Annotated in this window: 17 protein-coding genes and 1 pseudogene; 11 read left to right on the top strand and 7 right to left on the bottom strand. The window is 60.6% G+C overall.

Annotated elements, in window-relative coordinates; genetic code table 11:
* The 4 genes and pseudogenes from VF629_RS10870 to VF629_RS10855 form a co-directional block, all read left to right on the top strand.
* A pseudogene (locus VF629_RS10870) lies at positions 1 to 786 on the top strand (TonB-dependent receptor); the annotation flags it as partial.
* Between the two features lie 22 nt (positions 787 to 808).
* The gene (locus tag VF629_RS10865) at positions 809 to 2,539 is read left to right on the top strand and encodes a RagB/SusD family nutrient uptake outer membrane protein (RefSeq protein WP_331058501.1); all 1,731 of its coding nucleotides are present in this window, start codon (positions 809 to 811) and stop codon (positions 2,537 to 2,539) included.
* 45 nt (positions 2,540 to 2,584) lie between these two features.
* Complete coding sequence (locus tag VF629_RS10860; protein ID WP_331058500.1) at positions 2,585 to 5,830, top strand: TonB-dependent receptor; 3,246 nt, start codon at positions 2,585 to 2,587, stop codon at positions 5,828 to 5,830.
* Between the two features lie 72 nt (positions 5,831 to 5,902).
* A complete protein-coding gene (locus VF629_RS10855) occupies positions 5,903 to 7,627 on the top strand; it encodes a RagB/SusD family nutrient uptake outer membrane protein (RefSeq protein WP_331058499.1) in 1,725 nt (574 codons plus the stop codon).
* Between the two features lie 658 nt (positions 7,628 to 8,285).
* Here the strand turns inward: VF629_RS10855 and VF629_RS10850 are convergent.
* On the bottom strand, positions 8,286 to 9,026 hold the full coding sequence (locus VF629_RS10850) for a LexA family transcriptional regulator (protein WP_331058498.1): 741 nt from the start codon (positions 9,024 to 9,026) through the stop codon (positions 8,286 to 8,288).
* A 73-nt stretch (positions 9,027 to 9,099) separates the two neighbouring features.
* On the opposite strand from VF629_RS10850, the gene VF629_RS10845 reads away from it, so the two are divergent.
* The 6 genes from VF629_RS10845 to dnaB all read left to right on the top strand — a co-directional run bounded on the left by VF629_RS10845 (position 9,100) and on the right by dnaB (position 13,007).
* A complete protein-coding gene (locus VF629_RS10845; RefSeq protein ID WP_331058497.1) occupies positions 9,100 to 9,342 on the top strand; it encodes a hypothetical protein in 243 nt (80 codons plus the stop codon).
* Positions 9,339 to 9,692 (top strand): hypothetical protein, encoded by a 354-nt coding sequence (locus VF629_RS10840; RefSeq protein ID WP_331058496.1) that lies wholly within the window; start codon positions 9,339 to 9,341, stop codon positions 9,690 to 9,692. The genes VF629_RS10845 and VF629_RS10840 overlap by 4 nt, the downstream gene beginning before the upstream one ends.
* The gene (locus VF629_RS10835; protein WP_331058495.1) at positions 9,689 to 10,075 is read left to right on the top strand and encodes a hypothetical protein; all 387 of its coding nucleotides are present in this window, start codon (positions 9,689 to 9,691) and stop codon (positions 10,073 to 10,075) included. Before VF629_RS10840 ends, VF629_RS10835 begins: the two co-directional genes overlap by 4 nt.
* A 116-nt stretch (positions 10,076 to 10,191) precedes the next feature.
* Complete coding sequence (locus tag VF629_RS10830; protein ID WP_331058494.1) at positions 10,192 to 10,779, top strand: hypothetical protein; 588 nt, start codon at positions 10,192 to 10,194, stop codon at positions 10,777 to 10,779.
* Complete coding sequence (locus tag VF629_RS10825) at positions 10,776 to 11,591, top strand: hypothetical protein (RefSeq protein WP_331058493.1); 816 nt, start codon at positions 10,776 to 10,778, stop codon at positions 11,589 to 11,591. Before VF629_RS10830 ends, VF629_RS10825 begins: the two co-directional genes overlap by 4 nt.
* Before the next feature lie 12 nt (positions 11,592 to 11,603).
* Complete coding sequence (dnaB, locus tag VF629_RS10820; RefSeq protein ID WP_331058492.1) at positions 11,604 to 13,007, top strand: replicative DNA helicase; 1,404 nt, start codon at positions 11,604 to 11,606, stop codon at positions 13,005 to 13,007.
* 22 nt (positions 13,008 to 13,029) lie between these two features.
* Here dnaB and VF629_RS10815 read toward each other — a convergent pair whose 3' ends face one another.
* From VF629_RS10815 to VF629_RS10805, 3 genes are all read right to left on the bottom strand, one after another.
* The gene (locus VF629_RS10815; protein WP_331058491.1) at positions 13,030 to 14,736 is read right to left on the bottom strand and encodes a hypothetical protein; all 1,707 of its coding nucleotides are present in this window, start codon (positions 14,734 to 14,736) and stop codon (positions 13,030 to 13,032) included.
* A 16-nt stretch (positions 14,737 to 14,752) separates the two neighbouring features.
* On the bottom strand, positions 14,753 to 14,998 hold the full coding sequence (locus VF629_RS10810) for a hypothetical protein (protein WP_331058490.1): 246 nt from the start codon (positions 14,996 to 14,998) through the stop codon (positions 14,753 to 14,755).
* A 64-nt stretch (positions 14,999 to 15,062) separates the two neighbouring features.
* On the bottom strand, positions 15,063 to 15,335 hold the full coding sequence (locus VF629_RS10805) for an HNH endonuclease signature motif containing protein (protein ID WP_331058489.1): 273 nt from the start codon (positions 15,333 to 15,335) through the stop codon (positions 15,063 to 15,065).
* 224 nt (positions 15,336 to 15,559) lie between these two features.
* Between VF629_RS10805 and VF629_RS10800 the strand changes: the two genes are divergently transcribed.
* A complete protein-coding gene (locus tag VF629_RS10800) occupies positions 15,560 to 16,009 on the top strand; it encodes a LexA family protein (protein ID WP_331058488.1) in 450 nt (149 codons plus the stop codon).
* 40 nt (positions 16,010 to 16,049) lie between these two features.
* Here the strand turns inward: VF629_RS10800 and VF629_RS10795 are convergent, their stop codons facing one another.
* Genes VF629_RS10795 through VF629_RS10785 form a run of 3 tightly spaced genes read right to left on the bottom strand, consistent with a single transcriptional unit; the run spans position 16,050 to position 17,503 of the window.
* Positions 16,050 to 16,706 (bottom strand): hypothetical protein, encoded by a 657-nt coding sequence (locus tag VF629_RS10795; protein ID WP_331058487.1) that lies wholly within the window; start codon positions 16,704 to 16,706, stop codon positions 16,050 to 16,052.
* A 58-nt stretch (positions 16,707 to 16,764) separates the two neighbouring features.
* Positions 16,765 to 17,229: a M15 family metallopeptidase gene (locus VF629_RS10790; protein WP_331058486.1), complete on the bottom strand. Its 465-nt coding sequence runs from the start codon at positions 17,227 to 17,229 to the stop codon at positions 16,765 to 16,767.
* A complete protein-coding gene (locus VF629_RS10785; RefSeq protein ID WP_331058485.1) occupies positions 17,216 to 17,503 on the bottom strand; it encodes a hypothetical protein in 288 nt (95 codons plus the stop codon). Before VF629_RS10785 ends, VF629_RS10790 begins: the two co-directional genes overlap by 14 nt.
* Positions 17,504 to 18,171 lie beyond the last annotated feature (668 nt).

Here is an 18,171-nt window from a genome sequence, read left to right as displayed (position 1 = left end):
TTCACGGGCCAGCTGACCTGGCAGCAAGGCAGCCAGAACGTCGATTACTACGTGACCGGCAACGTCGGCATTCAGAAGTCCCGGGTGTTGTACCAGGACGAGGTGTTCCGCCCCTACGACTGGATGCGGCGCACCGGCCAGCAGGTGGGCCAGTCGTTTGGCTACGTGGCCGACGGCTTGTTTCAGAGCGACGCCGAAATTGCCGGCGCCGCCACGCTGGTGGGCTACCGGCCCCGGCCCGGCGACGTCCGCTACAAGGATTTGAACAGCGACGGCGTCATCGACCAGTTCGACCAGGCGCCCATCGGCAACACCAAGTCGGTCATTCCGTTCGGGGCCGATTTCGGCATCCGCTTTCACTCGTTTGATTTGTCGGCCTTGGTACAAGGCGTGCTCAACCGCACCATTTACCTGAGCGGCGCCGCCGAATACGCCTTCCAGAACAACGGCTTTGGGCAGGCTTTCGAGCAGCACCTCGACCGCTGGACGCCTAGCAACCCCGACGCCACTTACCCGCGGCTCAACGTGGTCGCCAACCCCAACAACCAGGCCTTTTCTTCTTACTGGTTTCGCCGCGCCAACTACGCCCGCCTCAAGAACGTGGAGCTGGGCTACACCCTGCCGCTATTCCTCACCAGCCGGGTGCGCGTGCAGTCCCTGCGGGTGTTTGCCAGTGCCACCAACCTACTTACCGTGAGCGAGTTCAGTCGCGTCGACCCGGAAATCTTCAACAACGCGTACCCGCAGCAGCGCCTGTTCAACCTCGGCATTAACTTCAAGCTCTAGGCTCCGGCCTGTCCTCTTTTTTATGATTAAGAAACGTTACCTATTGCTGACCGGCCTGGCGTTGTCGCTGGCCGGGTCGGGCTGCCAACGAATCGAAACCGAGCCCCGGGACATTTACCGGGAAGACACCGTGTGGGACGTTCAGGACCGCAACGCCGTGGTGGCCTTGCAGTTCCTCAACGACCTCTACAACTACATTCCCAACGGGTTCATGCGGGTGGGCGGCGATTTTCTGGACGCCGGCACCGACGACGCCGTGCCCTCGCGCACGGGCCGCACGGTGGAGTACTACACCAACGGCACCATCAGCACCATCCTCAACCCCGACGCGTACTGGGGCACGAGCTACGCGGGCATTCGCAAGGTCAACATCTTCCTGGCCAACATCGACAAGGTGCCGACTACCGCCGAGAACCTGACCTGGTGGAAGTCGGAAGCCCGCTTTATCCGGGCCTTGATGTATTTTGAGCTGGTGAAGCGCTACGGCGGCGTGCCGCTCATCGGCGACAAAATCTTCAGCCTGGAAGACGATTTGTCGGTGCCGCGCAACACCTACGCCGACTGCGTGGCCTACATTGTGAGCGAGTGCGACGCCGTCAAGGGCACCCTGCGCCCCGAACCCGTCAGCGACGCCGACTGGGGCCGGGTTCCGCGGGGCGCCGCCTACGCCCTGAAGAGCCGGGTGCTGCTCTACGCGGCCAGCCCGCTCTTCAACGGGGGAGGCGTGGCCGGCAGCGACCTGCTGGGCTACCCCAGCGCCGACCCGTCCCGCTGGTTGAAGGCCGCCGAGGCGGCCCAGGAGTTTCTGACTTTTAACAGCAGCAACGCCGCCCCTTACACCCTGCAACCAAACTTCAACAATGTGTTTGTGGTGAAGAAGAACACGGAAATCATCCTGGCCAAGCAGTCGCCCAACGGCACCTCGCTGGAAAACAGCAACGCCCCCGTTGGCTACGTCACGCCGGCCGCCAGCCAGGGCCTGACCAGCCCCAGCCAGAACCTGGTGGACGCCTTCCCCGACCTCAACGGCCGGCCCATCACGGACGCCGCCACCACCTACCGGGCCAACAACCCCTACGCCGAGCGCGACCCGCGCCTGGCCCTGACCGTGTTTACCAACGGCGTCACTGCCGCCAACGGCACGACTCCCGTGCCGACCAGCTGGATTAACCGCCCCGTGGAGCTGTTTGAGGGGGGACGCGACAAGCCGGGCGGCAACGCGGTGCAGACCCGCACGGGTTACTACCTGCGCAAGTTCCTGGCCAACTTTGCCACCAACTCCAGCTACACCGCCCAAAGCCACAACTTCCCGATTTTTCGCTTCGCTGAAATCCGGCTGAATGCCGCCGAAGCCTTCAACGAAGTAGGAACCCGCACACAGGACGCTGTAAATCAAATAATTGAATTACGGAGGCGCGCCGGCATCATGGCGGGCGCCGACGGGCGCTACGGCATTCCGGCCGGCATCGGGCAAGCGGCTTTGCGAGAGCTGATTCGGAACGAGCGCCGCATCGAGCTGGCCTTCGAGGAGCACCGCTTCTGGGACGTACGCCGCTGGAAAATCGCCGAAACGGCCCTGAGCGGCCCGTTGAACGGCATCAAGATTACGCGCACCGCCACCTCGCCCCTGACCTACACCTACGAGCGGACCCTGGTGACCAACCTGGTGTTCCAGCCCAAGCTCTACTACATGCCGCTGCCTTACGACGAAACCACCAAGAACCTGAACCTGAAGCAGAACCCCGGCTGGTAAGCCCACCGGCCGGACTGCAATTCGCCTTCTTCATTATAACATGGCATGAAAAACATAATACTACTTTTATTCTTCGGCTTGCTGCTGGCCAGCGGCTCGCTGCACGCGCAGGGCCAAGCGGTGCAAGGCGTGGTGTCCGACGCCAAAGAGGTTCTGCCCGGCGTGTCGGTGTACGAGAAAGACGCACCGACCAACGGCATCAGCACGGACCTGAACGGGCGCTACACCCTCACCCTGCGGGGCAAAGGCGGCGTGCTGGTTTTTCGCTCGGTGGGCTACAAGCTGGCCGAAGTGCAGGTGGGCACCCGCACCACGGTGGACGTGAAACTGGAGTCCAACGACCAAGTGCTCAACGACGTGGTGGTGGTGGGCTACGGCGAGCAGAAAAAGCTTACCTCCACGGGCTCAGTGAGCGTGGTGAGCGGCAAAGACATCCGGGAAAACCCCTCGGCCAGCTTGCAAAACTCCTTGTCGGGGCGTTTGCCCGGCTTCTTCTCCCAGCAGGGCTCGGGCCGGCCCGGCGCCGACGGGGCCGAATTTTACATCCGCGGCGTGAGCTCCTACAACGGCAACACCCGGCCGCTCATCATCGTCGACGACATCGAGTACTCCTACGACCAGTTTGCCCGCCTCGACCCCAACGAAATTGAAAGCCTCTCGATTCTGAAAGACGCCTCCACCACGGCCATCTACGGCATCCGGGGCGCCAACGGCGTGGTGGTCGTGACCACGCGGCGCGGCAAAGAAGGCCCGCCCCAGATTTCGCTTCGCCTGGAAGGCAGCCTGAGCCAGCCCACCAAGCTGCCCAACTACCTCAATTCCTTCCAAAGCGCCTCGCTCTACAACCAAGCCCAAATCAACGACAACGCGGTGGCGCCCTCGCCCACGTTCAAGCCCCGCTTTTCGGAGGCCGACCTGCGGGCCTACGAAACCGGTTCCTCTCCTTACACGCACCCCGACATCAACTGGCGGGAGGTACTGTTCAAGAAGTTCAGCCAGCAGCAGCGCGTCAACCTGGATTTGACGGGCGGCACCCAGCGGGTGAAGTACTTCGTGTCGTTGGGCTACCTGTTTCAGGACGGCATTACCAAAAACTTCAGCAAGGGCCAGGACATCGACGGCTCTTATTACCAGAAGCGCTACAACTACCGCTCGAACCTGGACATGAAGGTGACCAAAAGCCTGGACATGCGCGTGGATTTATACGGCAACTTTGCCCAGGTGAACATTCCGGTGACGGCCAGCCCCTTCCAGCGGAACGACGTGTTCTACGACTACAGCAGCTTCAACACGCTGGCTCCGTTTCAGTACCCCATCACCAACCCCGACGGCTCGTACGGCTACAGCACCTGGGCCCGCGGTGGCAACGGCCAGGGCATCGACGTAAACAACGTCATTGGGCGCTTGGCCACGGCCGGCTACCAGCGCAACTACGAGAGCAACATGAACGTGGTGCTGTCGGCCAAGCAGGGCCTGGATTTCCTGACGAAGGGCCTTTCAGTGCAGGGCCGGGTGGCCTACACCAGCAACTACGTCTACTACCGCTCCTTGTCGCGCGGCACGTTCCCCTCTTTCATCTACGACCCCTCCAAAACCAACGACCCGAACACGCCGGTGGATGACCGCTACGAGCCGCGCGACCCGAGCGTGTTCCGCCTGCCCCGCCTGGGCTACGACTACCAAGGGCGCAACACCGTGCGGGTGCTCAACCTGCAGGCCATCCTGAACTACGACCGCACCTTTGGCGACCACCACCTGTCGGGCCTGGCGCTGCTCAACCGCAACTCGAACATGGAGAACCGCAATACCGGCAATCCAGTGATTGACGAACTGTACCGCTTCATTCCCAACAACTTCCGCGGGTATTCGGCCCGCCTTGGCTACGACTACAAGCAGAAGTACCTGTTCCAGCTCAACGCCGGCTACAACGGCTCGTCGCGCTTCGTGGGCGCCGAGCGCTACGGCCTGTTCCCGGCCGTGTCGGCGGGGTGGAACATCTCGGAGGAGCCCTTCTTCAAATCGGCTCTGGGGTTCATCGACCAGCTGAAGTTTCGGGGCTCCTACGGCATTGTGGGCAACGACGCCCTGGGCGGCGGCTTCACCTACTACTACCAGCAGAGCTATTCCCAGGGCCAGGGCAACATGAACACCAACAACACGGGCACCGCGAACAACTTCGGCATTGCCGCCGCCGACTTTGGCTACTCGCCCAACCCGACCAACAACGTGATGGAAGGCGATTTGGCCAACCCAAGCGTGAGCTGGGAAAAAGAGAAAAAGCTGGACGTGGCCGTGGAGTTCGGCCTGCTGAACAATGCGCTTACCGGCACGGTGGACTTCTTTGACAACAACCGCTACGACATCTTGACCCGGCGGGGCACCGTGTCCCAGCTTGTCGGCATTGGCTTGCCGCCCGTCAACCTGGGCAAGGTAAACAACCGGGGCGTGGAGGTGCAGCTCAACTACCGCCGCGACATCGGCAAGAACGTTTCCTTCTCGGTGGGCGGCAACTACTCGCTGGCCAAAAACAAGATTGTCTTCCAGGACGAGCCCGACCCCCAGTACCCGTACCAGCGCCTCACCGGCAATAGTATCGGGCAGCAGCGGGTGTATCGGTGGATTGGCTTCTACAAAGACGCTGACGACATTGCCAACAGCCCCAAACCGGCGGTGCCCGTCTTTCCGGGCGACTTGAAGTACGCGGACCTGAACGGCGACAACATCATCAACGCGTCGGACCAATCGGTGGAAGGCTATCCGGCCCTGCCCAACACCAACTACGGCATTACCAGCAGCTTCCGCTACAAGGCCTTCAGCCTGAACGTGCTGTTTCAGGGTGCCAGCAACTTCAACGTGCGCGGCGCCGACGTGGTCATCAAAGCGTTTACGGCCAACCTGACAGAGATTCACACCAAAGCCTGGACGCCGGAACTGGGCGACGACGCCAAGTACCCCCGCCTGAGCCTGGGCGGCGGCATCAGCGACGCGGGCGCCTACTCCTCCACCTTCTGGTACATCCGGGGCGACTATATCCGGCTCAAGACCGCGCAGCTGAACTACGAGCTGCCCATTGGCCTCACCAAGAAGCTGGGCATTGGTCAGGCCCGCCTCTACGCCAACGGCAACAACCTGTTCACCTGGACCAAGCTGAACCGCCTTTACGAACTCGACCCCGAGATTTCGCAGGGCGGCAACGGCGTGGCCAACGTGAACAACGGCATCGGGGGCACCACCCAAATTCAGTACCCGCCGCAGCGCCTGTTCAACCTCGGCGTGAGCGTCACTTTCTAAGCCAATGATGCTGCCGGCAGCCGCTTGCATAGCAAGCCCTCGCTGGTTGCTCACACTCCATACTTGAATTATATGAAAAAGCAGCTTTTTTTCTTTCTGGTGGCCGCCATGTTCACTGCGTGTCAGAAGGATGACTTCTTGGAACCCAAAACCAACATCTTGGCCGAGGCGAACGTGTTCACCGACAGCACCCGGACGATGGGTTTCCTGGGGCGCATCTACGGCGACATCAGCTACGCCTACAACAAGGGTCGCTGGAACGGCACAAGCTCCACGGAAGTGGCTACCGACGACGCCGAGTTTCGCTACAGCGGCACGGGCCAGCCCGCCGTGCAGCTCTACAACGGCTCCATCAGCCCGCTTAACTTCAACGTGGCAGAGAGCTACGACGTGCCGTGGCGCAACATCCGCCGCGTGAACCTGTTCCTCCAAAAGCTGCCTGACGCGCCGCTTTCCGGCCGGCTGAAGGCCCGCGCTGCCGCCGAAGCCCGTTTCCTGCGCGCGTGGTACTACCAAACCATGCTCAACCACTTCGGGGGCATGCCCCTGGTTGGCGACAAAGTGTACGCGCCCGACGAGGTGATTGACCTGCCCCGCAACACCTACGCCGAGTGCGTGGACTACGTGGTGAGCGAGCTGGACGCGGCGGCCAAGGTGCTGCCCGTGGAGTACACCGAGCAGGACTACGGCCGGGTCACGGTGGGCGCCTGCCTGGCCCTGAAGTCGCGCCTGCTGCTGCAGGCCGCCAGCCCCTTGTTCAACGGCGAGTCGGAAGCCAAGAACCCGGAGCTGCAAAAAATCGTCAGCTACCCCACTGCCAGCCTCAGCCACTGGCAGGCCGCCGCCGATGCCGCCCAAGCGGTAATCACCATGGCGGGCAAGCCGTATGAGCTAAACATGGGCTCCAACCCCAACACGCCGGGCCTGGGCTTCTACGAGGTGTTCCTGAAGCGGGTCAACAAGGAATACATCATCTTCGTGAACCGCGGCTCGCAGCGGGAATACGAGAACTACTACAACCCGCCCTCGCGCGGCGGCCAGTACAATAGTATGCCGACCCAAAACATTGTGGACTGCTTTCCGATGAAGAACGGCAAGGCTATCACCGACCCCACCTCGGGCTTTGACCCCAAGAATCCGTATGACAAGCGCGACCCGCGCTTTGACTACACGATTATCTACAACATGTCGAGGTACGCGAACGCCAACAGCGGGCTGCAACCCGTGTACACCTACGAAGGCAGCGGCGGCGATGGCTACGTGGGCAATTCGTTCACCACGGGCTACTACTGCCGCAAGATGTGCGACGTGAACATCGCCCAGAACGGCAGCAGCAACACCACGCGCGGCTGGCCCCTGCTGCGCTACGCCGAAATCCTGCTCAACTACGCCGAGGCCATCAACGAAACCGGCAACCAGGCCGCGGCCCTGGCCGTGCTCAAGCAAATCCGCCAGCGGGCCGGCATCGAGGCGGGCACCGATGGCAACTACGGCCTGAAGGCCGGCATGAGCCTGCCCGAAATGCGGGAAGTGGTGCGCAACGAGCGCCGCATCGAGCTGGCCTACGAAGACCACCGCTGGAACGACATCCGCCGTTGGAAAATAGCCATGGTGGTTGCCAACGCCTACAACAAGCGCATGCGCATCGTGCAGGCCAGCCCCGCGGCCACGCCGACCGCCTACGAGGTCACCGAATCCATCCGCCGCCACAACTTCCGGCCCGAGATGTACCTGCTGCCCATTCCCGATTCGGAAATCCGGAAGGTGCCCTCGATGGTGCAGAACCCGGGTTGGTAGCGGCAACGCCCTAAAGGTGGCCTGAACCACGGCATATGTGCCGCAAGTGCGCACTCACCTGCGGCTCCTCTCGCCGGCACGCTATTGCGGTTTTCCTCCCAGCATTCCTCAAGTAGCTGCCGTTAGGTACGGCTTGCCACTACCGGTTCAGATATGGGCACAGTCGCTGCAAAAGAGCACCGCTACAACTCGTGGCGGTGCTCTTTTGCGCATAGGAGCCGCATCAGAAAGCTGGTTAAATAGGTCGACAAGTTTGCGACTCCCAACCGTACCAGCGGGCAATTAGCCGCACCGGGCACTGCCTTGCTTTATCGACCTATGCGACCCATAAGCGGAAGCGAACACGGCTTTGCTCTAAACAGCTTGGGCGTTTCCATGTAGTTTCGTCCGGCTTGTTTCCAAAAACAACCGACGACAGCCGAACCGCCAAACCCAAATGTGCCCTGAATGGTCTGAAAACAAAGAAGCCCGCCGGTTATCGGCGGGCTTCTTGTGTTGTAGCGCTCCCTCCTGGGTGCGTAATAACCGCTTAAAAACACAATAAAGGCGTTTTATTAAATATCCGTCCCGGTTTTCGTCCCGGTTAATGACAGGATTTTTATGGCCAAATTTCTGAGGCTCCCTGCGGGGAGCCTCAATCAATTGTGAGGCTCCCTGCCTATTCCACCCGCCCCCGAATAATATCCACCACTTTCCACAGCCCGCGAATATCCTCCGCCGCCACAGTCAGCATGCCGGCCCGCGGGTTATCGGAGTGCAGCACGAGCTGCCGCTTGGTCAGAAGGTCATTATCCTTAATCCGTTTTATCGTGAGCTGGTTGCCGAACGTGGCCACGTACACCCCGCTCACCGTGTATTTGATATCCGCCATCGGAACTGGCGTCACGGCCACCAGCATACCGGCGCGTAGCTGCGGCTCCATCGAGTCGCCGTTAATTTCAAACACCAGCGTACCCGGTTTTCGCAGCTCGGGGCTGGGGTTGTAAATCCGCATGGTTTCGTACTGGCCGTAGTCGCCTTCCGTCGCAACCAGTTCCACGAAGCCGGCCCGTACCGGCACCGTAATGAACGGACAATCGATGAATTCTTCATCCGCAAACTTGCCGAATACGACCACCTCACCGCCCTTAGTGCTGGTATCGTCCATCGGCCCGCCGCCGAACCATAGCCAGTTGCGGCTGATTCCCAACTCCGAAACAATGGTTTCCAGCACCTCCGTGCTGGGCTGGTGCCGGCCGCCTTCCAACTGCGCTACGGTAGGCCGCGAGATTTCCAGCAAGTCAGCCATTTGCTGCTGCGTCAGGCCGCGGGCCTGCCTAACAACTTTCAGCCGCTCCGCCATGCTCAGTTCCGGCAACGGACTAACTGAGCTTATTTTTTTGCGTTCCAGTGTAGTCATTTTGTAACATTTGGTAACTTTTACCTACATTTGAGCGGCATCAACTAATCAAAGGTAACATATCAAAACTAAAATGCAACCAATTGAAACCACAGCTACGCCGGCAGACCTGAGATTGTTGCTGCCGCACGGCGCAATTTCCAGCATTGCCCGCTCCCTCAAAATGTCCCACGCGGCCGTGTCCAAGGCTTTGCAGAAGGCCAAGCCCGCCCACCCCGCCGTTGCCGAGGCTGTGCGCCTCATTAAGGAAGCCGGCAGCCAGTCGGTACAGCACGACCTCAACCAGCTAGCCGGCCATAACCCCTCTATCCAATGAGCACGCCCTACAATCTGCACGAGGCCCCGCAGGAAGCAACTTCCGCCCTTGATGCCGCCCTGTTGAACTGCCCGCGCCCGACCCACTTCGGCGAGTACAAGTTTGCTAACCATCAGCAACAGGAGGAAATCTACCGGCTTCTGGCTACTCACTACCTGACCGAGCTGGAATACAAGTGGGTGCTCATGAAAATAGTGGAGTTCAACACCGAAGTAGCCGACGAGGTAATCCGCCAGCTCGCCCGCATCATCGACTACCGCCGCACCCTGGGCCCCCTCCCGACGCCACCCAGCCGCTACTATCCCGAGCAGCTACCCAAACCCGAAAAGCTCCGAACCTCCCGGCCATGACTGAGCTAACCACTACCACCGCCGACGGCCTGCAAGTCACCGTACGGATGCCCGACAATCACGCCTGGGTGCGCGAGTCGCTGGAGAAGGCCTGCGCCGCCGAGGCCCGCCGCCAGCTGGCCGATACGCCCGCTCCCGACCCGGCTTACTCGGTGCCCCGCGCCGCTGACCTCCTCGACCTGCACCCCGAAACCCTGCGCGACTACATGCGCCTGCCTGACCACCACCCGCGCCGCCTGCACTACATGCCCGGCGAGTCCAGCCGCGGCGACCGGGTGCTGCTGTCCCAGATTCACGACTGGCAGCGCCGCAACCGCACCGACGCGGCCCTGATAGCCCCAGCCGGCCCCCGCACCCGCGGCCGCCGCCCGCCGGCTCAATAGCGGCCCCTAGCCTCGCGCCATCGGCCGCCGCTTCCCATTGCACCTGTCTTAATCCGCTACTCGAAACGGTAGCCCCACCCGCTGCCGGTACAGGCGGCTCAATTCCCCGTTCCCCAATGTCCCAGCTACTCCCAATCGTTGGCCCTGATAGCCCAGAGGCCATTACTTCCATCATCACCATTCAGAAAGTCAAGGTCAAAGACCAGCACCTGACCTGCGAATTCACCGAGCAGCGTACCCAGGAGGCCCCGCCCCGCGCTTTCGCTTTAACATGCGCCGAGCAGGTACACCCCGACCTGACCCACGCCCTCAGCCGCCTGGTACCGCACCTCTGCCTGCTGGCCGAGCAGCTGACCGAGACGCCTGACTTTTGGCCCGACGAGTCCGAGGAGCTGCCCGCGCTGTTCGAGCCCTTCACCGTCACCGGCTTCTCGATGGGCCGCAGCCAGAGCGGCGTCACGCTCATCGGCCAGCGCGAGCTAACCGGCGGCCGGGTCCTGAACCTGACCACGCCCTACCAGTCCTTCGACGACGAGCAGGCCAGCTACCCCTACACCGGCCTGCTGGAAACCACCCTGGCCACGGCCCTAACCGAAGCCGAAGCCGCTCTACGCGGCAAATGCACCGACTACCGCCAGCTTGACTTGTTCGAGCACCCCGCCCCCACCAACGCCCTTCTGGTGCCCACGCCACCGCGCGCATGAAACTCCCGGCCATCCAATTCTACCCCGGCGACTGGCACAAGGACCAAGGCGTCCAGGCCCTCGACCTCGCGCAGCGCGGGGCCTGGTTCGAGTTGCTGCTGATGATGCACGATAGCGACGAGCGCGGCGTGCTCCTCGTCAACGGCCAGCCCATGCCCGATGCCGTCATTGCCCGCCGCCTCGGTTTGGATAACCAAACGGCCAACCAAATTCTAACCACCCTGCTAACCTACGGCGTCGCCAGCCGCCGCGAGTCCGACGGCGCGCTGTTCTGCCGCCGCATGGTCAAAGATGAGAACCTGCGCCGGATACGCACGGAAGCGGGTAAAAAGGGCGGTAACCCCAATTTGCTTAACCAAAAGCCTAAGCAAAAAGCAACTACCCGGGTTAAGCAAATTCCAACCCCTTCATTTTCATCTTCAATTACAACTTCGGTAATAGAGAGGGAGGCGGCTGAAGCCGCCCCGCCCACGCCCGCCACCGAAAAGAAAGTTGAGAAGCCGGCCGGCAAACGCCCCAAAGGTGGCGTGCCGCCCACGCTGGCCGAGGTCCAGGAATACGCCGCCGCGCAGCACCCCACCAGCGCCGACGCCCAAACCGAGGCCGCCACCTTCCACGACCACTACGAAAGCAACGGCTGGCGCGTCAGCGGCAAAACCCTGATGGTTGACTGGCGCGCCTCTTTCCGCAACTGGATGCGCCGCCGCCCGCAGTTCCAGGCCACGGCCGCCGCCCGCACCGGCACCGGCCCGCCAGCCCCTGCCCGCGCCCGCACCGCCCCCAAATCCACTGACCCCGCCCGCTGGAGCTAACCCAACCCCACCATGTCCGAAGACCGCCCCAAACCCTATTCTGCCCGCCGCCCCGGCATTTCCGCCCCCACCACCGGCCAGCTGCCCCCGCAGGCCCTGGACCTCGAAGCCGCCGTGCTCGGCGCGGCCCTGCTCGAAGCCGACGCCCAGCGCGCCCTGCTCGTCACCCTGCCCACCGAGGAAGTATTCTACTCCACTGCCCATCAGCAGGTCTACTTGGCCATCCGTGACCTGGTAGCCCGCGGCGACCACGCTGACCAGCTCACCGTCGTGCAGCAGCTGCGCCACCAGGGCACCCTGCAGCGCATCGGTGGCCCCGCCTTCGTGGCCCAGCTGACCATGCGCATCAACTCGGCCGCGCACTTCGATACCCACTGCCGCATTCTCCAAGAACAGCACGCCCGCCGCGTCGTCATCCGCGCCGGCACCGAGTTAGCCGCCCACGGCTACGACGATGCCCGCGACCCGCTGGAATTGCTGGCCACCGCCCAGACTCACCTCACCAGCCTTCACCGCACCCTCGAAACCAAGCCCGGCCAGACCGCTGCCGCCGCTTTCGACCCCACGTTTGACCGCCTCGCGCAGTCTGTCGGCCAGCACGGCCTGACCGGCATTCCTACCGGCCTTACTCAGCTCGACGGCCTTACCGGCGGCTGGCAGCCCGGCGACCTCATCATCCTAGCCGCCCGCCCCGCGATGGGCAAAACGGCCGCCCTGCTGCATTTCGCCCGCACCGCCGCCCTCGACCACGGCCATCACACCGCCATTTTCAGCCTCGAAATGCCCACCTTGCAGCTCATGCAGCGCATGATTGCCAGCGAGGTTCCCGGCTACAGCAACTCCGACCTCCGCCGCGGCAACCTCCCCGGCGGTCTGGAGCAGGTAGCCCATATCCGTCAGCAGGCCCAGCGCCTGCGCACCCACGGCCACCAGTTGCACATCGACGACACGCCCGGCCTCACCATCCAGCAGCTACGCGCCAAGTGTGCCCGCCTCCACGCCCAGCAACCCCTGAGCCTAGTCCTGGTCGACTACATCCAACTCATGCGCGGCGACACAAAGGGTAACCGCGAGCAGGAAGTCGGCAGCATCAGCCGCAGCCTGAAAGAGTTGGCCAAAGAGCTAAACGCCCCCGTCATCGCCCTCTCCCAGCTCTCCCGCGACGTGGAGAAGCGAGGCGGCGAGAAGCGTCCGCTACTCTCCGACCTGCGCGAGTCCGGCAGCCTGGAGCAAGACGCTGACTGCATCGTTTTTCTCTGGCGCGGCGAATACTACAACATCGCCGAGTACGAGGACGGCACCGCTACTGCCGATACGGTGCTGTTCGATATTGCCAAGCACCGCAACGGAGCCACCGATGAAGTCATTGCCGCCTGCTCGATGCGTAGGGGCGTTTTTTCCAACCTGTCTGCTTAATTGGCTGCCTGTGATTCCTGTTTCAGGCGCTAGTGTGCCGGATGGTATATGACCCCAACTGCATATCATATTCAGTCGGAGGCACGTCATCCCGGCTGATTCGGCCATCTGCTTCCTGAATACGCAGCCTCGCGTACAGAGCCCAAATGGGGTCATCTTGTACAAATGCCGCAATTTGAATTTGCGCGGCGCAAATCCCCTGCCAGGAAGCCCAGACCGCCCTGTTATCCATCTCTCTGTTACTAAAATGCATGTTGTGTCGCCCGACAACAAACAGACACACATCCTTTAGCTCCTTTAACTCCTTCTTGCGGGATGCACCATTGGTTTTCAGCACATGCTGTAGGATTTCCGGCCCGCTTTTGCTTTTCAGCCAACTACAGACCCTATCTACCCAATCATTCGCTTTGAATAAGTTATCTGCTTTGGTACGACGCAGTTTTATTGATTCGCCCAGCGGGTCCTGCCACTTTAACTGAAATAGAGCAAGTGTTTTTGTTTGAGTATCAAAAACAACCGCATCCAAGTCTGTATTTCCTTTATCGGATGAAATGTCAACTGTACGATTCACAGTGATAAAACGCTCACCTTCAAAAAGTGAATAGACATCGTTCATAAACCGCGCCTCCCGCTCGTTTACAAGCTTGTCATAGTCTTTTCGGAATTTAGCCTTGAGGCTTTTATTCAGAAAACAGAACGGGTTAATCATGCACCCGGCTGCAGAGCGCACAAGCTGGTTATTTGAAATCTGAATGTATGGCGGCGGCGGGGCGCCCGGCTCGCTCAAATATGACTCGGAATTATCCGGGGTCATGCACAGACATGACAGCACCTGTTCTGCAACTTTTGGGGTGGTGCCGAGATAATTACCCAATTCCTCAATGACGTGTTGTTTCTCATCAACGCGCGTCAATATCACCCCTGCATCTACCTCTGGGTTCCTACGACCTAGCATAGTGCAGAAATGAGTATGCATCAGAGCCGTGGCTATCAGATATTCGACTGCCTGACAATACTGGCCATAGCAGACGCCACCAAAAACCTCGTCTTGGCCAAAGTCATCATGGCCTTGCATCAGAACCACCTGATAAGGAGCCTGTCTGACAAACGTGGCCCATACACTTCCAGGAATGTTGTAGCTGATAAATACTCCATCAGGATTGCTCAGCGACTCTGCCATAATCCTTTCGATGTTAGCCGATACTTTTAAGCTAAGAAGCTCGGCTTCTTCCAGCATTTGCTTGGTAAGATGGCGCCTCACAAAGCTTGCATCTATCTCATCAAAATACTCTATACCACACTTGGCATGGCTGTAGCGGAATAAAAACTCCTTGTCACTAGGCTTGGTGAGTCGCACAAGACCAGCAGGTATACCGTCTGTTAATTGCGCGCAGATAGCCGCCTTCCCGCTCTTATAAATAACCTCTTGGGCCCATTCCGTCTCATTCGCTGATGCCGGCGAATAATAGTGAGTAGCTAATTGCTGAACAGCAGGATAGACCGCACGCAAAGCAAATGGGAAACCGAATTTAAAAAACCTGGCAGCTGCATCAAGTCCTTCCTGTGAGATTATATCCGTAACCGGAACACCGCTCAGGGACTCATTGGTTACATCGACCTCACGAACCAGACTGATAACGGCATGTGCGGCTTGGTCAGGGTCAAACGAAGCGGCAAGCGCCTGCGCAAAGTCACTAATAACACCCGTCAATTCTTGTTGCGGCTCCATCGTGTGAATGAAGTTATTATTGGACAACAACCAGCACCGCCCCACGCAGTATCTCGTCCTCATCCTCCGAATCAAACTCTACTCCCGACACGGCGGCCACCGCAGCCATAGCCGCCGGGTTTGCCTCCCCCTCGCTGTCGAACACCGAGTAGGCCACGTACTCCGGCCCGCTGGCCAGCACGTCCACCAGCCCCGGCGCGCAGCCCAGCAGCCCCGGCACCTGGTCCGGCACCCGCGCAAATCCAGTTGCCAGGTCCGGCATACAAAGTCCCTCGACGGATACCAGTTGCGGCGTCTGGTGGGGTAGGTAAAGCGTGGCGTTCATTTCAACAGCAGATTTGTTGCTCGTTTGCAAAGGTGGTTGTTTGACGGGCCAAAACCTGCTGCTCAACCAGGCTCTTGGCAAAGTTGCACCGCTCGCACAGCATCTGGAGGTTGTTGCTGCTATTCGTACCGCCGTGCGCTCTGGCCACCTTGTGGTCCAGCGTCAGGTTTTCTATGGCACCACAGTTCGCGCAAATCTGCGCCAGCCTAACCCTTGCTTTCGCCTTCTGCCGCGGCCCCATTCGGCCCACGGCCCAGTTTGCTTTATTCGACATGATGACGGGAAGTTAGCGCATCTGTTGAATCTAAGGCTGCCCAAATCCAGCCGCACCGAAGTTTTTTTAGTCCGTCCTAATCTACAAAAAGGGTCGGGATTCACTACAGAGGCGCTTTCCAGCTGTGCACAAATACTATCTACTAACCATATTGGCCAAACAACTACTAACATTATTAGTATTATTGCCGTTACAACCGCCAATCCACTCCCACTGATAGCATTATGACTACCGTTGAAATTCTGCAGGTCATCCGTGAGCCTCTGTGGCTCCTGCAATGCGAAACGCCTGTTCCAGCTGGTACTCCCAGCCTGGCCGACGGGTCGCCAATCAGCAAAATCGACCTGAATAATCTGCTGGTGCCCCATCCTGACTCTACCTATCTTGCCCGCGTCCAGGGCACCAGCATGGACGGAGCGCCCTCACACATTGCCACCGGTGCCCTGATGGCCGTCGACTGCTCCCTCACTCCCGAGTCGGGCGATATTGTAGTAGCAGCCGTCGACGGCGAGTTCACCGTCAAGCGGCTTATAAAGCGGACTGACGGGTACTGGCTCATTCCCGACAATCCCAACCACAGCCCCACCGACACCAGCCTGCTAGGCGACCGTTTCCAAGTATGGGGAGTCGTTACCTACGTCATCAACAAAATGCAGCGGGGTAGGCACCGCTAACAGACCGCCGAACATACATGGTGGAACTGCTTCTCAATTATCAGGCAGGTAGCATCGGAATATCTCCAATAACGTCGGTATTGTTGCCCCAAACCGGCATCTGTGGGTCAGCATAGATTTTGTTCCGCTCGAATCCTTCATCCTCAAGCCACTTCTCGAAGGCTGCTATTTCATTCGCGTCGGTGCGCCGGTAATGGCCCTGATTCTTCTTAACAATCCGCTGGAGATGTTCGGGCATTGCCCTGGGCTCACATCCGAAGTAGTAGAATCGGTCCGAAAGCAAAGCGTACTTGCCGCTCCAGTCTCTGACCTGTAAAGCTGGTTCCGCATGAACAGGCCCGCCCCGATGTTGTGGTGCTCCACTACTGGTCAGCTTTATGTAGTCGTAAAGAGAGTCGCCGGCGATATTTTCGCGCAGGTGTGCATAGGCGGCATGCCCGGGAATTTTAATACCCAACTCTTGCTGGCAGTACAAGTCGTACTCGGCCAGGCTTAGCTTACGGCTTACGCGCATTGCATAAACCAGGTAGCCAACAATACCGTCGAGAGCGTGCTTGGAGCCGGTTCCAATAATCCAGTCGCCTACCTGAGCGGTACGGCGAATTGCCGGTTTACAAACGGTGAGCGTACACACGCCGCCGTAAGGATTGGGAGCGTCGCCGGTATCAAAGCGGAGTACATAAGAGTAGAGGGCCATACGGACGCAAGTAAACCAAAACGAGCGGACCATCTGGCCCGCTCGTTTCTTTTCGGCCCTACACCTCAAAGTGCGGCCGGTCCTTAAAATCCCCCGGGAAGTCCCCGCCCCACCGCACCCGCGCATCGGCCGCTTTCACGAGCCGCGCAAACTTGCTCAACAGCAGCCCCGACCACGATACCGACCCGTCCGCCAGCAGGAAAGCCACGTCCAGGGCCCGGCTCGGCAAAACATTGTGCTTCGACTCTCCGCCCCGCTTGTACGTCACAACCGGCCCCGGCTTGCTGCGTCCCTGCCGATACAGTTCGTCCTGCCGCTCCGGCGACCGGTAGGACTCGGTGACAATGGGCAGACCCGCCAGCCGGAGCACCGGGTCGCCCATCCACCGGGCCAGCGCCTGCGCGTAGGCCGCGGCCAGGCTCGGCACCGCCTGCCCCAGCCGCGCCGCCTGGCTGCGCGTCTGCACCTCGCTCAACGCGGGCACCACCCGCGCCGCGCCGACTACTGCCTTACTCGGTAACATCGGCGGCAGATGAAGTAGCGGTAGTATCTGCAGGCACGGCCGGACCTGCCACTACACCCACAACCGGGGCCTTCACCACATTCTCAGGCTTCTGTAAGGCCTTGCGCACCGTCGCCCAGATGGTGACAATGGCAACCAGCGCCTGAATGATGAGGTGCCCGTAGTTCTCAATCTGGCCAGGGTCGGGCGGCGTCAGCTCGTTGCTGGCCACCTGGCCCACGAGGGCCGTTGCGAGGATGTGGGCAAGGTGCCCGGTTTTCGTGCTGCTGAACATGGCATTAGGTTTTGCTTTGTTACAAATAATGAATCCAACACGAATTTACGTTACAATTTGCAACATAGTACAGCACCCGCCAACCAGCCGCATTATTGAATTATTTTGAGCAACCCCTTCGGGCCGGGCTATCCGCCACTACGCTTCGCTTCGGCCCTGCGGGCAGCCTCCCGATGGGCGGCTTGGCTACTATCCCTGTTGCGGACAGCACCATTTAGATACTACCCTTGTCACGCTAAACTCACCCAGCGCCCCCAGACGCTCGGCCAACCCACCGCCAGCCGGGCCACCCGCCCTTCGGGACGTGCCGCCCGACAGGCCCCTCCAAACCCACGCCCCGGCCCCGGTCGCCGTTGCGCTGCGTCGCGGCCTTGCTTCGTCGGGGGTTCGGGCTCCGTTTCTCCGCCCGAACCCCCGACTACGCGGCGTCTGCTCCTGCGCTCCACGTCGCCCCGGCCCTCTCCCTACCGCACTAACCCAGCAGATTCCAGCGCTTCTACCCAGACGCCAGCCCACCGCACCGCTGGCGCGCAGCCCGGCCAGCCACCCGCAAAATCCAGCGCACGCCAGGCAGCGCGCCAGCTCCACCCGAGCCAGCCGCCCCGGTGCCGGCCGTCGCTTTCATTCCCTGCACTCCCGCCGCGACGCTGCGCCACGTCCATTCGTCG

It is taken from the genome of Hymenobacter sp., assembly GCF_036388155.1.
GTDB lineage: Bacteria > Bacteroidota > Bacteroidia > Cytophagales > Hymenobacteraceae > Hymenobacter.
The sequence above is the reverse complement of the archived record's forward strand: the minus strand, read 5'-3'. Positions and strand labels throughout refer to the sequence as shown.

Coding starts and splice junctions, on each gene's coding strand:
- VF629_RS10860 (WP_331058500.1), top strand. CDS start 2,585: ATGAAAAACATAATACTACTTTTATTCTTCGGCTTGCTGCTGGCCAGC.
- VF629_RS10800 (WP_331058488.1), top strand. CDS start 15,560: ATGACTACCGTTGAAATTCTGCAGGTCATCCGTGAGCCTCTGTGGCTC.
- VF629_RS10795 (WP_331058487.1), bottom strand. CDS start 16,706: ATGGCCCTCTACTCTTATGTACTCCGCTTTGATACCGGCGACGCTCCC.
- VF629_RS10845 (WP_331058497.1), top strand. CDS start 9,100: ATGCAACCAATTGAAACCACAGCTACGCCGGCAGACCTGAGATTGTTG.
- VF629_RS10865 (WP_331058501.1), top strand. CDS start 809: ATGATTAAGAAACGTTACCTATTGCTGACCGGCCTGGCGTTGTCGCTG.
- VF629_RS10830 (WP_331058494.1), top strand. CDS start 10,192: ATGTCCCAGCTACTCCCAATCGTTGGCCCTGATAGCCCAGAGGCCATT.
- dnaB (WP_331058492.1), top strand. CDS start 11,604: ATGTCCGAAGACCGCCCCAAACCCTATTCTGCCCGCCGCCCCGGCATT.
- VF629_RS10825 (WP_331058493.1), top strand. CDS start 10,776: ATGAAACTCCCGGCCATCCAATTCTACCCCGGCGACTGGCACAAGGAC.
- VF629_RS10805 (WP_331058489.1), bottom strand. CDS start 15,335: ATGTCGAATAAAGCAAACTGGGCCGTGGGCCGAATGGGGCCGCGGCAG.
- VF629_RS10810 (WP_331058490.1), bottom strand. CDS start 14,998: ATGCCGGACCTGGCAACTGGATTTGCGCGGGTGCCGGACCAGGTGCCG.
- VF629_RS10840 (WP_331058496.1), top strand. CDS start 9,339: ATGAGCACGCCCTACAATCTGCACGAGGCCCCGCAGGAAGCAACTTCC.
- VF629_RS10785 (WP_331058485.1), bottom strand. CDS start 17,503: ATGTTCAGCAGCACGAAAACCGGGCACCTTGCCCACATCCTCGCAACG.
- VF629_RS10835 (WP_331058495.1), top strand. CDS start 9,689: ATGACTGAGCTAACCACTACCACCGCCGACGGCCTGCAAGTCACCGTA.
- VF629_RS10815 (WP_331058491.1), bottom strand. CDS start 14,736: ATGGAGCCGCAACAAGAATTGACGGGTGTTATTAGTGACTTTGCGCAG.
- VF629_RS10790 (WP_331058486.1), bottom strand. CDS start 17,229: ATGTTACCGAGTAAGGCAGTAGTCGGCGCGGCGCGGGTGGTGCCCGCG.
- VF629_RS10850 (WP_331058498.1), bottom strand. CDS start 9,026: ATGACTACACTGGAACGCAAAAAAATAAGCTCAGTTAGTCCGTTGCCG.
- VF629_RS10855 (WP_331058499.1), top strand. CDS start 5,903: ATGAAAAAGCAGCTTTTTTTCTTTCTGGTGGCCGCCATGTTCACTGCG.